At 63.0% G+C, this 15338-nt stretch carries 16 protein-coding genes and 1 riboswitch; of the genes, 10 read left to right on the top strand and 6 right to left on the bottom strand.

Annotated features, from left to right (window positions below):
• Nucleotides 1-35 precede the first annotated feature (35 nt).
• Nucleotides 36-1397 (bottom strand): hypothetical protein, encoded by a 1362-nt coding sequence (locus PI87_RS14625; RefSeq protein WP_052321548.1) that lies wholly within the window; start codon nt 1395-1397, stop codon nt 36-38.
• A 136-nt stretch (nt 1398-1533) separates the two neighbouring features.
• Nucleotides 1534-2145 carry a DJ-1/PfpI family protein gene (locus PI87_RS14620; protein WP_039598436.1) on the bottom strand — a complete coding sequence of 204 codons (612 nt, stop codon included), beginning with the start codon at nt 2143-2145 and terminating at the stop codon, nt 1534-1536.
• A gap of 80 nt (nt 2146-2225) precedes the next feature.
• Between PI87_RS14620 and PI87_RS14615 the strand changes: the two genes are divergently transcribed.
• The 3 genes from PI87_RS14615 to PI87_RS14605 all read left to right on the top strand — a co-directional run bounded on the left by PI87_RS14615 (nt 2226) and on the right by PI87_RS14605 (nt 4073).
• Nucleotides 2226-2780, top strand: a complete 555-nt coding sequence (locus PI87_RS14615; RefSeq protein WP_039598435.1) for a TetR/AcrR family transcriptional regulator — start codon at nt 2226-2228, stop codon at nt 2778-2780.
• Nucleotides 2781-2788: 8 nt separating this feature from the next.
• The gene (locus PI87_RS14610) at nt 2789-3583 is read left to right on the top strand and encodes an enoyl-CoA hydratase (protein WP_039598434.1); all 795 of its coding nucleotides are present in this window, start codon (nt 2789-2791) and stop codon (nt 3581-3583) included.
• Between the two features lie 97 nt (nt 3584-3680).
• Nucleotides 3681-4073: a VOC family protein gene (locus PI87_RS14605; RefSeq protein WP_039598433.1), complete on the top strand. Its 393-nt coding sequence runs from the start codon at nt 3681-3683 to the stop codon at nt 4071-4073.
• Nucleotides 4074-4087: 14 nt separating this feature from the next.
• Here PI87_RS14605 and PI87_RS14600 read toward each other — a convergent pair whose 3' ends face one another.
• Nucleotides 4088-5059, bottom strand: a complete 972-nt coding sequence (locus tag PI87_RS14600; protein WP_039598432.1) for a GlxA family transcriptional regulator — start codon at nt 5057-5059, stop codon at nt 4088-4090.
• Nucleotides 5060-5149: 90 nt separating this feature from the next.
• On the opposite strand from PI87_RS14600, the gene PI87_RS14595 reads away from it, so the two are divergent.
• The gene (locus PI87_RS14595; RefSeq protein ID WP_039598431.1) at nt 5150-5956 is read left to right on the top strand and encodes an MBL fold metallo-hydrolase; all 807 of its coding nucleotides are present in this window, start codon (nt 5150-5152) and stop codon (nt 5954-5956) included.
• Between the two features lie 19 nt (nt 5957-5975).
• Here the strand turns inward: PI87_RS14595 and PI87_RS14590 are convergent, their stop codons facing one another.
• Complete coding sequence (locus PI87_RS14590; protein ID WP_039598430.1) at nt 5976-6893, bottom strand: DMT family transporter; 918 nt, start codon at nt 6891-6893, stop codon at nt 5976-5978.
• 328 nt (nt 6894-7221) lie between these two features.
• Here PI87_RS14590 and PI87_RS14585 point away from each other — a divergent pair, with 328 nt between their 5' ends.
• Both PI87_RS14585 and PI87_RS28095 read left to right on the top strand, forming a co-directional pair.
• On the top strand, nt 7222-7632 hold the full coding sequence (locus tag PI87_RS14585; RefSeq protein WP_039598429.1) for an HU family DNA-binding protein: 411 nt from the start codon (nt 7222-7224) through the stop codon (nt 7630-7632).
• Between the two features lie 125 nt (nt 7633-7757).
• Nucleotides 7758-9110 carry an ankyrin repeat domain-containing protein gene (locus tag PI87_RS28095; protein WP_157003147.1) on the top strand — a complete coding sequence of 451 codons (1353 nt, stop codon included), beginning with the start codon at nt 7758-7760 and terminating at the stop codon, nt 9108-9110.
• 24 nt (nt 9111-9134) lie between these two features.
• Here PI87_RS28095 and mdtD read toward each other — a convergent pair whose 3' ends face one another.
• Nucleotides 9135-10673, bottom strand: coding sequence for a multidrug transporter subunit MdtD (mdtD, locus tag PI87_RS14575; RefSeq protein WP_157003146.1), 1539 nt, complete (start codon nt 10671-10673; stop codon nt 9135-9137).
• Between mdtD and PI87_RS14570 the strand changes: the two genes are divergently transcribed.
• Both PI87_RS14570 and PI87_RS14565 read left to right on the top strand, forming a co-directional pair.
• Nucleotides 10672-11529, top strand: coding sequence for a LysR family transcriptional regulator (locus PI87_RS14570; RefSeq protein WP_039598427.1), 858 nt, complete (start codon nt 10672-10674; stop codon nt 11527-11529). The two genes, mdtD and PI87_RS14570, sit on opposite strands and share 2 nt — an antisense overlap.
• A gap of 202 nt (nt 11530-11731) precedes the next feature.
• Nucleotides 11732-11916, top strand: a riboswitch (yybP-ykoY riboswitch).
• A 24-nt stretch (nt 11917-11940) separates the two neighbouring features.
• Nucleotides 11941-12948 (top strand): sodium:calcium antiporter, encoded by a 1008-nt coding sequence (locus tag PI87_RS14565; RefSeq protein ID WP_039598571.1) that lies wholly within the window; start codon nt 11941-11943, stop codon nt 12946-12948.
• 35 nt (nt 12949-12983) lie between these two features.
• On the opposite strand, the gene PI87_RS14560 is transcribed toward PI87_RS14565, so the two are convergent.
• Nucleotides 12984-13721 (bottom strand): NIPSNAP family protein, encoded by a 738-nt coding sequence (locus PI87_RS14560; protein WP_039598426.1) that lies wholly within the window; start codon nt 13719-13721, stop codon nt 12984-12986.
• Between the two features lie 98 nt (nt 13722-13819).
• On the opposite strand from PI87_RS14560, the gene PI87_RS14555 reads away from it, so the two are divergent.
• A complete protein-coding gene (locus PI87_RS14555; protein ID WP_039598425.1) occupies nt 13820-14791 on the top strand; it encodes a helix-turn-helix transcriptional regulator in 972 nt (323 codons plus the stop codon).
• A 62-nt stretch (nt 14792-14853) separates the two neighbouring features.
• Nucleotides 14854-15096 (top strand): hypothetical protein, encoded by a 243-nt coding sequence (locus PI87_RS14550; RefSeq protein WP_039598424.1) that lies wholly within the window; start codon nt 14854-14856, stop codon nt 15094-15096.
• Nucleotides 15097-15338 lie beyond the last annotated feature (242 nt).

The raw sequence follows: 15338 nt of genomic DNA, 5'->3' as shown, positions 1-15338 counted from the left end.
GAGGAGAACGATCGTAGTCGCCCCCTCCTCGCTTGTTACTGGAGGGCTACGCGCCGCGCATACCCTGCGGCGCGGTCGGTCAATTGCTGAGCCCGCTGGGCAGCGCTCACATAGCGCGTGCTGGCCGGCAGTGCACCTGCAAGGTTGCCCAGCTTCACCACCTGCGTCTGGATGGCTGGTCCGCCAGCCAGCGGTTTGGTGGCAGGCAGGTTCTGCCAGCGGACCATGATGGTGCCCTCATGCAGCCCCACCGGATCGATCCAGTTGGCCACACCCGGGTCCTGGGTCGACACCACGAAGGTATAGCTGCCGTCGGGGTTCGGTGCGGCCTGCACGTTGTTCAGGCTGGACTGATGGCGAATCGGATCAACTGTGACCAGCCACGGGTCCGTCACCGGAAACACTACGTACCCCGCACCGCCCGTCTGCACCGTGGCAACCAGCGCCTCGTCGTCCGCCAGCTTGAAGTAGCCGAACGAACTGGCCTGCGTGGTGAGCGTACCCAGGGTGGACGAGACCGTTGGGCTAGACAGCGTATTCACCGGGTTGGTATGCGTCTTGAGGCCCAGTGCACCCACGCCGTAGTCGAAGATGGATTCCTGCAGGTTCAACCACGCATCGGCCGCGATGGCAAAGGCCCCCTTGGCCGGATAGCTCCGGCCGTCCGGCACGCGCTTTACGCTCAGCGTGTCAGGCGTTTCCGTATTCCAGTTGCCAAGGTTGTTGCGGATGAACAGTTGCCGCGCCTGCCCGTTGGACTGAATATGGTTCACGCGGCCGTTGGCCGGCGCATTGTCCACGGTGATGGTGTATGTGCCGTCAGCGTCCACGACCAGATCCGGCCCCGTCAGGATGGCCACGGTCTGCTGCGAGTTCGGATTGCTGATGAGCGAGAACGTGACATCGGTCGGGCCAGGATACGTACGCTTGCCCTTGATGACGTAGCGCGACGACCCGTCGATCGGGATGGTCCGGTAGATGTTGTCCGGGTTGTCATAGGAATAGCGCCCGCCCGGCACGTTCACGCCCGGCCAGTTGCGCGGTGGCGCATCCACCCAGTACACCTTGGGGTTGAACGGATCGCCATTGACCGACTTCTGGATGGCGCTGAATGCCAGTTCATTGATGGCGTTGTCGAGGCGGCTTGCGGCTTCCGCGCTGACGTTGCCGCCATAGGCCAGGGCGTATGCGGCCTTGGCTTCCGCCTTGAGCACTGGATAGCCGTTGTTCCGGTTGATCTGCACGGCCAGCGCATCGAGTGCAACCTGATCGGCCGTGGCAAGCGGTGAAGCCGCCTGAACTGGCACAGCCAGCGCCGCGAAGAGCGCGGCCACGCCCGCCACACGAAGCGAACGGGCAAACCGGGGCTGCACACGGGGAGAGAACTGCGGGGTCATCTTTCTTCCTTGTGGTTGTTGTGGAACAGCAGCAAGAAAGTCTGTGACAGCAGCCCTCCGGGCTGAACGAAGATAAAACGATGAGGTCATGCGCCGGCGGCATAACGCGCGCTACTGTGCAGTCCGGCGCCGTGGCTCATGCATGCTGCGTGCTGCCCTGCTCCAGGCTGGACACGATCAGCGTCTCATACATGCCGTACTGCCCCGCAGGCAGTACCGGCCGCAGCGTCTCCAAGCATTTCTCTGCGCCAAACAGGCGCTCGGCAACCCAGCCGACCAGATAGAGCGCTGCAAGACACCCGCCGGCCGTGGCGACATTGCCGTCGCTCACGAACGGCCGCTCGTCGGGTTCCACGCCTTCTGCCCGTAGCGCCGCGCGTGCCTCGGGGTGTGTCGTGGCCAGGGGCTGGGGAAGCAGACCGAGTCGCGCAAGAATGAACGCGCCCGCGCAGATGGAGCCGATCAACTGGCGGCTCGAATCCAGCTGAAACGCGCCCATGAAGGCGGCGTCCGACATGGCAGTGGGCACGCCTTCCTTGCCGCTGGCAAAGAGCACGACATCGGCCTGGTTGGCTTCTTCAAGCCGGCCATGCGTGGGAATCACCAGGCCATGGGCCGAGCGAAGTTCCGGTTGCTGGCCCAGAATCCGAACTTGCCAATCGTTCTGATTGCGACCCAGAATGTCCCACATCAGGAACAGGTCGATGTCGGTGAATTGCTCAAAGGCGATCAGTGCGATTTGCTTCATTGGCGGCTCCAGAATCGAAGCCGCAGTCTAGTGACGCCGGCACGACCATACACAGTCTGTACGTTATCGGTACCCACCCAATGTTGACGCGAGATCAATGGATTGCCGCCGCATTTGATGCCCTCGACCACGAGGGCTATGCGGGCGTGTCTGCCGAGCGCCTGTCCCGACGCCTGAATGTGACGCGGGGCTCGTTCTATCACCACTTCCGCAGCCGGGAAGCCTTTGTCCGCGCCGTGCTCACGCAATGGGAGCAGGACTACACCGAGCGGATGCTCGCGCATGCGGCAGAAGGTCTCACCCTGGAAGATGTGCTCGCGCGCTATCTGGCGGTGGCTGCCGGTAAGCATCCGCAGCGAGAGATTGCGATTCGGGCATGGGCACGCCGGGACCGGCTGGTTGCCGAGTACCAGGACCGGGTCGACCGCACCCGTTTGTCGTTCGCCATCTCGACCTGCCGCGCGCGGATGGACAACCCGGTTGACGCAGAACTCGTCGCACGCTTTGCACACCTGTGGCTCATCGGCGGGCAGCAATCGGGCGACCGGAGCCAACCGGCTTCGTTCGCCCAGCTCGCACAGTTGGCGATCACGCGGCTGCGCAGTGGCGGGCTTTCGTCCTCCCTCCCCCTGTAGGTGCATGTATGGAATCCAGCCCCACCACAACAGACGCGCTGGTGCTGTGCGAAGCGCGTGAAGGCGTGGTCACCCTCACGCTGAACCGTCCGCAGCAATTCAACGCGCTGTCCGAAGCCATGCTGGATGCACTGCAGCGTGCCCTGGTCGACATTGCGGCAGACGGTAGCGTGCGCTGCGTGGTGCTGGCCGCCGCAGGCAAGGCATTTTGCGCCGGACACGACTTGCGCGAAATGCGCGGCACGCCGCAACTTGCCTACTACCAGGCGCTGTTTGCGCGCTGCAGCGTGGTGATGCAGGCCATCCAGGCGCTGCCGGTGCCGGTCATCGCGCGCGTGCATGGCATTGCCACGGCGGCAGGCTGCCAGCTTGTGGCCAGTTGCGATCTGGCAATCGCCTCAGAAGCAGCGCGCTTTGCGGTGTCGGGCATCAACGTCGGTTTGTTCTGCTCGACACCCGCCGTGGCGTTGTCGCGCAACGTATCGGCCAAGCGCGCGTTCGACATGCTGGTGACGGGCCGCTTCATCGACGCTGCCACCGCAGCAGACTGGGGACTCATCAACGAGGCCGTGCCCGATGCGGCGCTTGACGATGCCGTCGCCCGCAAGGTGGCCGAGATCCTGTCAAAGAGCCCCACCGCGATCCGCTACGGCAAGGCGATGTTCTATCGACAGCGGCAAATGGCGCTGAACGATGCCTACGCCTACGCAGGCGATGTCATGGCGCGCAACATGATGGAAGAGGATGCCGGCGAAGGGATTGACGCGTTTCTGGAGAAGCGGCCGGCCAAGTGGCGGGAGTAAACGCATCTGCGGCACAAACGGCATCGCTCTGACGGAGCCACAAGCCTCAGGAGCGCCCTGGATAAAATCGCACAATCCCTCTTCTGGAGTTGCCGACATGTCCGCATCCGAAGCCAATCTGCGTTCATTTTCTTTTGTGATTGCGGTACCTGACCTTCAACGGAGCGCCTCCTACTTTCGTGACGCGCTCGGCTTTCGGCTTGCGTGGCCCGATGGTTTAGGGTGGCAACTCGCAACCAGAGGGGGTGTGCGCATCATGATGGGCCATTGCCCGGACGCACTGTCACCTGCCGCAACGGGCGACCACAGCTATTTCGGCTACCTCCATGTCGACAATGCTGATGCGCTTCACGACGAGTTTGTTGGCAAGGGCGCCATCATTCTTCAGGCGCCCACCGACAGGCCACATGGCATGCGGGAGTTCGTTGTGGCAACGCCAGATGGACATCGAATGATGGTGGGACAGGACTTGTCTGGAAGTGGCGCGTAAAACGTCAGGCCAGATCACGATTGCCGCGAATACTTCCTGCGGTACTCGACGGGCGTCATCGACGTCAGCACCTTGAACATGCGCCGCATGTTCGAATCACTGCTGAACCCAAGGTCCGCACTGATGGTGCCGACCGGCACCGACGTCAACACAAGACGCTCGCTGACCTGATTCAACTTCACCCGGCGCGCATACTCGGCGACCGGTACCCCCGTCTCGCTGACGACCTTCCGCGCCAAGGTGCGCGCAGACATGCCAAGCGCATCGGCAAGGCTCGTTACGGTGATGGACTCCGCCGGAAGCTGCCCCACCAGCGCGTGCAGCCGGCGCAGCATCGGGCTGCCCTGCTCAATCAAGCTCATCGACTGGAACGCCTCGTGTGTCTGCGCAGGGCGCGGCAGGACCATCAGCTTGACGAGATCGTGCAAGGCTTCCGCGCTTACGTGCTGCTCGATGAGCGCCTGGGCGATGGGGAGATAGCCGCTCACGCCGGAAGCCGTTGCCGTGCGTGCGTTGACGATGCAGCTTCGCTCGGCCTGCCAGCGGACCTTGCCGTAGTGCCGTTGCATGGCGTCTGCCGCCCACCATGTCACGGTGGCCGGTTGGCCGTTCAGCTTGCCGCTGGCGGCCAGCAGGCACACGCCAGTGCAATACCCCCAGAGCCGCTTGCTTCGGTCAAACGCTGCCAATGCCTGGATCAACGCCATATTGGCGCCCAGCACCGCTTCGATCTGCGCGGCCGACTCTGCCCAGAAGCCAGGCACCAAGACAGCGTCGAGCGCCTGCGCATCCAACGCATGCCTGACTTGCAGAGAGAGCCCCTGGCCGCAAACGACCTCAGCAGGTTGCAGCGAGACATAGCGTGGCTCGAAAATCACCCGCCCTGCGCGGCGGTTGGCCGCGTGGAGCAGATCGGCGAACGCCAGCACGCCTGCCGGCATGCAATGCGGGTAAAGCAGCAGGCCAATCCGGAGCGGTTTAGGCATGGCGAAAAATGAATCAAATGTGTCTAATCCTGCCATTCTGGCAGCCGATGAACCTCGACACAATGAACGCGTATCCGGGGAGACGTGTTCATGAAAATCCAACAGCTACGCAATGCCACCCTCATCGTGGAGATCGGCGCCAACCGCATCCTGGTCGATCCCATGCTGGCGCCCAGACACGCGCTGCCGCCGCTGCGGCTGTCCGGCGCGCGGCAACGCAATCCGCTGGTCGAGCTTCCTGACGTTGCCTGGCCGGCGCTGGAATCCGTCACGCATTGCCTGATTACCCACTGCCAGCGCGGTCATTTCGACCACCTGGACCGCGCCGCGAAACGGTGGCTGCGTGAGCGGCAGATTCCCGTCATCTGCACGCCGCATGATGCCGAGCATCTGACCCAGCGCGGCCTGAACGTGCAGCCGCTGCACCGTGAGCACGCGCAACCTGGCCCGTTCCTGGGCGGCACGATACGCACCGTACGCTGCACACACGGTCGCGGGCTGGTGGGCCGGCTGATGGAGCATGGCGTCGGCTACCTGATCGAAGCGCCCGGCGAGCCCTCGCTCTACTTGACTGGCGACACGGTACTGACGCCCACCGTCACGGACTTCGTTGCGCGGCGCCGTCCAGACGTGTGTGTCGTGCCAGCAGGCGGCGCACGCTTCGATCTCGGCGGCGAGATCATCATGGGCATCGACGAGGTCATCGAATTCACGCGCCAGGCGCCCAGCATCGTCGTGGCGAATCACCTTGAAGCACTGAGCCATTGCCCCGTGACGCGTGACGACCTCAGGCGCGCCGCCAGGGAAGCCGGCGTCGCAACGCGGCTGCGCATTCCCGCCGATGGCGAAACGCTGGAACTTGGCCATACCGAACGGCCAAGCTGCCTGCCGATGTGATGGCCTGCGGACGTGCAACCTACGCCCGCTGCGCTCGCGTGAGGCGCGCGGGTATCGACATCGCGGCAACGCCAACAACGACACACCCCAGCCCCAACCAGGCCGAAGGTGCCAGCGACTCGCCCAGGAACGCAACGCTGATCCCAACACCAATCGGAACACGCAGATAGGCCTGCGCCGTGGTGCCGATCGCCCCCAGCACTTGAATGAGCCGAAAGTAGATGACGAACGCCAGGGCCGTCGAGAACACCGCCAGTGCCAACAACGCCGTCAACGAGCGTGTAGAAGGATGGACTTCCCACGGCCGATCGACCACCAGGCTGACAGGGGTCAGCAGCAGTGCGCCGACAATCAACGACCCGGCGGCAGGGGCAGCGGGATTCAAGCCCTTGAAGGATCGGCCGTAGATTGCGGCGCCGGCATAGCATGCCGTCGCCGCCACGATCGCCAACTGCGGAATGAGCTGGTCGCCCAGCCCATCGATGGCGCTCGGGCCGATCACCATACACGTTCCAATCAACCCCGCGATCACGCCAACGAGCTTGCGCACAGACACCGGCTCGTGTCGGGTGATCAGCGCCGTACCCAGAAACACCATGACCGGCGACGTTGAGTTCAGGATGGTGGCCAGCCCCGCCCCCACCGAGCGCTCCGCCCATGCGATGAGCGTGAACGGCACCACGCTGTTGAGCAGCGCCTGCACGCCAAAACGCATCCAGACGGCCCGTTCGCTGGGCATTGGAATGCGACGGCCCTGCATCCAAAGCAACAGCAGCAGGCCTGCGATCAGCGTTCTTGCGGCAATGAAGGTCAGCGGCGGAATGGTCTCCACGCCCATCCGGATGAAGGTGTAAGACGCGCCCCACAAGCTGGATAGGACGAGAAGCAACACCAACCCGGCCAGGTTGCTGGTTGCAGATGTGTCGGTCTTTGGCACCTGAATCCCCTTCCGCTGACGGTCATCGGCTGACGTGCAATGTCTGAGGAGCGTAGCCGGGGCCGGGGTGTTTCCCCAGAAGGAACGGTTCGGTCTCGGTCAAAGTGTCGGTGCGGGCCATGCACACAACGACGGCAACGCTCAACGAACGTACTCACCAGATGATGGAAACCTTGAGGAGTCACCCGTGCGATCAGCCAAAATGCGCCCCTGACGGCTGATTTCTGCATGCGATCAGCGCGAGTTTTGCTATCCTTTCTTGCAGCGTGTCGCGCTGTGCGATACGCTCAACTCTTGCTGGCCCATTCACCTACTTCCGAATACTCCCATGGCAACCAAAGCTAAAACAGCAGCAAAAAAGGCAGCACCGAAGAAGGCCGCGCCGGCAAAGAAGTCTGCCGCGACCGCTGTGTCCGTCAAGCCGTTGAAAGACACGTTCACCAAGTCGAGCCTGGTGAGCCATCTTGCCGAACAGGCGCAGGTTGATGCCAAAGCCGTGAAGGCCGTTCTTCTCCACCTGGAAAACACCATCACAGGCGCACTGCACAAGAAGGGTGCCGGCGAGTTCACGCTGCCGGGCCTCTTCAAGGTGACGTCTGTGAAGGTTCCCGCAACCAAGCGCCGCTTTGGCAAGAACCCCTTCACCGGTTTGGAGCAGTGGTTCGAAGCAAAGCCGGCAACGGTGCGTGTGAAAGTCCGTGCCCTGAAAAAGGTCAAGGACGCAGCCCTGAACGGGTAATACGCCGCAACAAGAAAAAGGGGGCTTCGGCCCCCTTTTTTTATGCTGAGTTGAAGCGTGCAAACCCTGTCATACACTCACCCGGCTAAACGGCACGCTATCTCCACCCGTCGAGGATTGTTTAAGTGACCCCATTCTCATCTGCACGCTTGCACCACGCGGTTCGGCTGTCTGTGATATTGAACGTGGTGTTTGGAGGTGCAACGCTAGCAATGGCGGCGAGTGCAGCAGAACCGGAAACGGCATCTGAAAAGCAATGTGAGGCAGTCATTGATGGTGATATGCAACGCCTGCGCGCATTGGGCGAACCGATTCAACCCTCCGGGAAGTGCCCGCATACCGTGTACACGCTGGGGAAGATCGCCACTGAAAACCTTCGGCAGGGTGACTGGCTCGCGTTCCGTGATGGTGCGCGTCCGGAAGATCGCGCAGCGCTGAACAACAAACGCCTGGCCTTCTTTATCAACCTGGCGCCAAACCAACTGCATATGAAGCCCGTGTTGCGCGGGATCGAGTCGCTGCTTGACGATGGCGCCACACCAACGCAAGACGGGCGGTACGCCTGGGGAGATGTCGGGCGCTTCCTGCAAATACTCAGCAGTGGACGCGCCACGCCAGAAGATACGGCACAGGTGGCTCGCATCTTCCTCGATCGCCTGCTCGACAAGGCGCCCGCGGAGCAAACGGCTAACCTGTCGACGCTTTGGTCAGGGATCGCTGACCTGCCAGAGCCGCAACGAACAGAAGCCCTGCAACGGCTCAAGGCCAAGTTCGACCAATTCACGCCAAGCCGCGACGCCTGGCAACGGGACCCGGGTGTGAGCTATCCGCTCAGGAGCGCGGATATCACGGCTGCCATTCGCAAGCGCGCGCCCATTGACGTCGTAAAGACCTTGCTGGACATGCATGAACCCGCCCCGCCCGAGATGGCGGTCTGGGATGCCGCAATCCATGCCGGTCGCCTGGACATCCTCGAATCCTTGATTCAACGCCGCTACGCGCTTCCGGTCGAGCGTCACTCGACAGGCGTCTGGACGTCTCCGCTCATGAGTAGCGCCCAGATTGCCGTCAAGGGCGATACCCGTGCGCTGGAGATGATGCTTGGTATCTCGCCGCAGCCGCTGATTCCTGACGAAGTGAACCAGCGTATGAAAACCGTGCTGTTTCAAGCGTTGGATGCCATTCCCGAAGTTCAGCTCAAGCGCTTCAACGATCAGTTGAACGCGATGTCGCCGCCGAGCCGTCTTGTTGACGTCACCACACGGGATGCCCGGGGATACAGTTTGCTGGTCCGCGCCGCCGTCTATGGCGACTTGCCGTTGACGAGACGGCTTCTGGATGCGGGCGCAGATCCCAACGCCAAATCCCCGTCGGGCTTGACCGCACTTGCCTACGCGCGCTGCTATGGGCATCCGGACGTTGCGCAACTGCTGCTGCAGAAGAACCCGGCGGCACAAGCGGGGGACTGCCCTCGTTGAAGACCAGTCGCCACCAGCGCCGCGCTACCGTGCCCGTGCGGCCGCTGGCTCGACACGCGCCGGATTGAACGGCTTCGCATCCAACCGACGGAAAATCAGCGCAGACACCACGGTCACCAGGCCCATGGTGAGAAACGCGAACTGATAGGCCGGGCCGGCCATACCGAGCCTGACCGAGAACAGGCTGACAAGCCCACCGCCAATCGTCACACCCAGGCCGATCGCCAGCATCTGCACCATCGAGAACAGGCTGTTGCCGCTGCCGGCGTCCTCATGCGACAGGCCCTTGAGCGTGATGCTGTTCATGGCCGCGAACTGCATCGAATTCGCGCAGCCGAAAATCGACAGCTGCAGGATCGACAGTACCAGCGGCCAGCCCGGCGACATGGCGGCAAACGATGCAATGGATAGGCCGACGATCCACGTGTTGATCAGCAGGAAACCGTCGTAGCCGAACCGGTTCACGAGGGGCACGACCCAGCGCTTGGCAAGCATGCCCGCAATGGCGATCGGCAACAGCAGCAACCCCGAGCGAAACGGCGAGTAGCCCAACTGCAACTGGAACAGCAGCGGTAGCAGGAATGGCACCGCGCCCGAACCAATCCGGCAGAAAAGGTTGCCGACCAGGCCAACGCTGAAATTCGGTTCGCGGAACAGCGTCAGTCGGAACAACGGCGCAACCCGCCGCCTTGCATGCGGGATATACAGCAACGCGCTGACAAGGCTGACAGCGATGAGCAGCGCACTCCACGGGCTGTTCGCGCCGTTTTCGAGCGCCAGCGAAAAAGTCACCATGCACATCGACAGCAGACCGCAACCGATCCAGTCGAATGGCGCCACCGCGCTCGACGCGTCCTGCGGAAGATAGCGCCGCACAGCAAACAACCCCACTAGGCCCACCGGCACGTTGATCAGGAAAATCCAGTGCCACGAGGCGTCCTGCACAAGCCACCCGCCCAGGGCCGGCCCCACGAGCGGGCCAACCTGCCCAGCCACCGACACGAACGCCAGCGCCGCGATGTACTGCTCGCCCGGGATATTGCGCAACACCGCCAGCCGCCCCACCGGCAGCAGCATGGACCCGCCAACACCCTGCAGAACGCGGGCGATGACCAGTTGCGGCAGCGTATGTGCCGTAGCGCAGAACACCGAGCCGATCACAAAGATCAGGATGGCGCTGAAATAGACGCGCCGCGTGCCGAACTTGTCGGCCAGCCAACCCGACGCCGGCGTCAGCAGCGCCATGGTGAGCGTGTAGGCCACCACCACCGATTTCAGATCGAGCGGCTTTTCGCCCAGGCTGCGCGCCATCGAGGGCAGCGCGGTATTGACGATCGTCGTGTCCAGCGCCTGCATGAAGAAGCCGGCAAAGACGATCCACAGCATGGCCTTCTGCGAGGTGTCTTGCGAGGCAGCGGAGGTTGAAGCGGTCTGCATGTGAATCCTGGAATGCCTGTCCGGAAAGCTCCGGACATCCACCCGCAATGCTACGCATGGTTGACCAATCGGGAACCCCTCTAGAGTCGTTGACTGTAATCGGAATCTCCGATGACAATGCCGCATGCTCAATCCCGTTTGGATCCAGACCTTCGCCACCGTGGCCGCGGCGCGCAGCTTTACCGATGCCGGGCGCCAGCTTGGCTTGTCGCAATCGTCGGTCAGCGATCACATCCGCCGCCTGGAACAGAGCGTGAGCCGGCGGCTGTTCGTACGAGACACCCACTCCCTGTCGCTCACGCCCGATGGCGAGGCGTTGCTCGTGCACGCACGGTTGATCCTCGAATCACTGGCGCGCGCCGAACTGCAGTTCAGCGCACCGCGGCTGCAGGGGCGCGTTCGGCTGGGGACATCGGAAGACCTGGCCCAAGGGCCACTGCCCAATCTGCTGGCGGCGTTCCGGGCGACGCATCCCGATGTCGAACTCGAGATCACGATGGGGATGACCAGCAAGCTCTACGAGGGCATCGAAGACGGCTCGCTCGACCTGATCATCGGCAAGCGCCGCGAAGGCGGGCGGCGTGGGGTGCCGCTATTCCGAGGGCAGCTCGAATGGCTGGCGCGACCCGGCACCGTGGTGGACGTGGACCAGCCGCTGCCGCTCATCCTGGTCAATGAGCCGAGTGTGACCCGCTCGGTGGTGCTGGACACGCTGGCCGCAGCCGGTTGGCTCTGGCGCGTGGTCTGCACCAGCAGCAGCCATTCCGGTTGTATTGCCGCAGCACGCGGCGGACTGGGGATTACGGTGCGCGCGCAAGACCTGGCCGGCGGTGGACTGGTGCCGCCCGTCAACGGCGATGCGTTGCCTCCCCTGCCGGCCATCGAGTTCATCACGCTGTCGGCACGGCGCCTGACCAAGCCTGCGGAAACGCTGCTGCAACTCATCCGCAAGAGCGACCTGCGTGCTGGGCGCACAGACTGAGTGCAGTCAGGACGACAACAACACGTCGCCAAACTGCGCCATGTCGATGCTGGCCATCGCCAGAATGCCAGGGCGTCGCTTCGGCTCTCGTCGGAATGCCGTTGTGGCACGGGCGCATCAGCTGCCTACAGTGAGGGTGACGACGGTATTACGCCACGTAAATGGCCGGTAGAACGCCTGTCGCCCACGTGATAGACTCGCGCCCGTTGTCATTGGGGAGTAGCCATTCCGGGCGCAATGCTCGGAAGTCCACATCAACAAACTTGAGGCGCCAATGCCTCATGGTGTGGACAGCGACCGCTGCAAGCGGAACCGCCAGGCGAGACCTTTGGCCGCAACGTGCTCCCCAGGGCTGGGCGACGTGCGTTGCTGCGCCATTGGTTGATCGCGTCGCCCGGCCCCTCACATTTCATGCTTCTCACGATCGGTCTTTTCCTGATGTCGGCAGGTGCCATCTACCTGGCCTGCGAATACTTCGTCAACGGCATTGAATGGTGCGGCAAGCGGCTGAATCTGGGCGCCACTGCGGTGGGTTCGGTATTGGCCGCGTTTGGCACCGCGCTGCCTGAAAGCGCCGTGACGTTTGTAGCGGTCGCGTTCGGCTCCACGCCCGAGAAGAAGGACCTCGGTGTCGGCGCAGCAATGGGCGGCCCGCTTGTGCTGGCGACCCTCGCCTATGCCGTGGTCGGCTTGGCATTGATCGCGAACCGGAAACGCCTTGGACGGCCAACGACAGAAGTCAAAGTCGACCACATGCGGATGAGCCGCGACCAGGCTGCCTTCCTGGGCGTCTTTGTGGTCAAGGTCGCCCTGGGGCTGGTCGCGTTCGCCTACAAGCCGTGGCTGGGTGTGCTCTTCCTTGCCGCGTACGCCGTCTACGTCTGGCGAGAAATCCGGGATGGCGATACCGCGCCGGAAGAAGAGGAGTTGGAGCCCCTGTCGATCCGCCCCAACCAGGCAGAGCCCGCGCTCGGCTGGGCCGTGCTGCAAGCTGTGATTGCGCTCGTGGTGATTGGCGGCGCTTCACATGTGTTTGTGTCGCAGCTGGAGTCGATCGGCACGGCACTGCAGTGGCCGCCCCACCTTGTTGCCCTGCTGCTGAGCCCCGTTGCCACCGAGTTGCCGGAAACGATGAACGCGTTGATCTGGGTCCGGCAAGGCAAGGAGCGCCTGGCCCTGGCCAACATCTCTGGCGCGATGATGATCCAGGCCACCATCCCGAGCGCGCTGGGCATCTTCTTCACGCCCTGGCGCTTCGACGGGCCGCTGCTCGCATCCGGCATCATCACCGCCGCCGCCATCGTGTATCTCTGGGCCATGTTCCGGCGCGGCATGGTCCACGGACGCACGCTGGTGGTAGCCGGCAGCTTGTATGCCGTCTTTGCGGTGGTGCTGATTGTCCGGTTTACCAACGGCTAGTGCGACGGCGGCGCCTGTGTGCGTGCAAACCCGCCTTACGCGTGAATGGCCGAGCGCGCCGTGGGCACCAGCCGGTGCGTCTCGGTCGACCGAATTGGCCATTGCGCCAATTGCGGCGCAACCTCACGCGCCCACAGATTCGATCGGCCGAATGCGTCAAACCAGGTGATGTCAGGAAACACGGCAACGCCCACCAGCACGTGCTCATTCGCCCGCACCGGCAATCGACGGAAATCGTTCTCGCTCGGCTCGGTGGTGTACCAGCCCTGGGCTGCCGCGCCGCCGGCGCTGAGAACGCGCGCCATGCGTTCGCGGCAGAACGCCAGCAGCTCCGCTGACGCGGGCGCTTCCAGATAGAAGATCGTGATGTCGACAAAGCCCGGCGGTATCGCCGTTGCATCCTGGCTCGCGCGGCGCGTCAGGTCGGTCGGCAGGTGGGCACCCTCCCAGGCGGGGCGCAACAGCAGCACGTTGTCCGAATCCAGCATCGTGGCGTTGGCCGCCTCGGCATGAGCTTGCCAAGTCGGGCCGCCATAGAACGCCGTCAGGCCGCGCAGGCGGGTCTCCATGCTCTTAAACCCGCGCAGCCAGACAAACAGGTCCGGATGATCGAGATCGCGAAACTGCCCCATGACGGTCATCCCAACCGCTTCCTGCGTCTCGACAAGCTCGCGATCGAAGAGATCGATCAGCACATCGCGCTTGTTGGGTTGAAGCGTGTACTGGCGCAGCTCGATCACCTCCAGCTGCGTGTCTTGAATGCTCGCGTTCATGTTTGACCTTTGCGTGGACGGCACCAACAGGGGATGCGCCAACGATATGTCCATTAACATGACATCTCATGTCATGTATTTGAGGCCATGGTGCATTGATGAAAGCGAGCCGGCTGTTGTCGATCATGATGCTGCTGCAAGCGCGCGGGCGCATGACTGCCCCGGCGCTGGCGGAAGCATTGGAGGTGTCCGAGCGCACGATCCTGCGGGATATCGACCAGCTCTCCACCGCGGGCGTGCCCATTTGGGGAGACCGCGGCCGCAACGGCGGCTTTCAACTGCGTGAGGGTTGGCGCACCGATCTCACCGGGCTCACAGTGCAGGAAGCACACGCGCTGTTTCTGGCGGGGCTACCCGGTCCGGCGACAGAACTCGGCCTGGACGGCATGGCAACCTCCGCGCAGCGGAAGATGATTGCCAGCCTGCCGCCGGACTCGCGCGAACAGGCAGACCGCGTCGCCAGCCGACTGCACATCGATACCGTGGATTGGTACCGCGCGCAGGAGACACCGGTGTTCCTGCGTGAAGTTGCCGATGCCGTGTGGAATTCGTACCGCATCGAAGTGAAGTACGAGAGCTGGCATGGCCTGTCCGACCGCGAGCTCGAACCCCTCGGTCTGGTGCTCAAGGGCGGAGCCTGGTACCTGATTGCCAAGGTGGCCGGCAAGCCCGGCCCGCTGACCTTTCGGCTGGCGAAGATTGCTGAACTCAAACCCTCGCGCCGCCGCTTCAAGCGGCCCGCGCGGTTTGATCTGGCAAAGCACTGGCATGACGCCATGCGCCGGTACGAGACCGATCTCTATCGGCTGACAGCACACATCGCCGTATCCCCACGCGGCGAGAATTGGCTGATCAACGCGCGTGTCAAAACCCTGCCTGTTGACCAGGACGCCGGCAGCACCATGGTGCCGGCTGGCTGGAAAGAATTTCTGTTGCCCATCGAATCCATCGAGCACGGCGCGCGAAAGCTGCTCGGGTACGGTGCACATATGAAGATCCTTGGGCCGCAGGAACTCAAGCAGCAGCTGCTGGAAGAGTTGTCGCAGTTGAAAACGCTCTACAAGACATGAGATTCGTTTTGCGCGGATGCCGAGCACTGACTGGTCCGGTGTCCGCTTTCCGAAGGGCACAGATGCCGGTTCAAAAAGGTGTGACGTTCCAGGGTCGAGACGTGTTCGTGGACTATCCCTTCGAGGAGGTGATGTTTCGATGGGACCACCAGGCGGAGTTGATCTACCGATGCTTCTACGGAGAGGGCGAATGGCCCGAACCCCTGCCGCACGACAACCGGCTCTTCAACGATGCCCTGCTGTATGGGGATGAGATTGATCGCCAGCAGTACGACGTGAAGGCGCGGGATCGAAGCAAGCGCTGAAGTTAAGGCGGGTAATGCATCCCAGCCACCAGAAAACCTGCCGCCCCAGCAGGGCCACCACGGCCACCACGGCCACCACGGCCACCACCCAATGGATTCAACGCGCCGATCATTCAGTGCCGTGCATTACCAAACGATCATCACCCAAATGAGATAGATCGGTATATTTCCATGTCATGGATTCGCTACGGCGCAACGCTGGCGCATGCCAGCGGCCAGCCAACCGGGGCAACTCCATTACC

It is taken from the genome of Ralstonia sp. A12, assembly GCF_000801955.1.
Lineage (GTDB): Bacteria > Pseudomonadota > Gammaproteobacteria > Burkholderiales > Burkholderiaceae > Ralstonia.
Note: the sequence above shows the minus strand (reverse complement) of the source record. Positions and strands in the feature narration are given on the sequence as shown.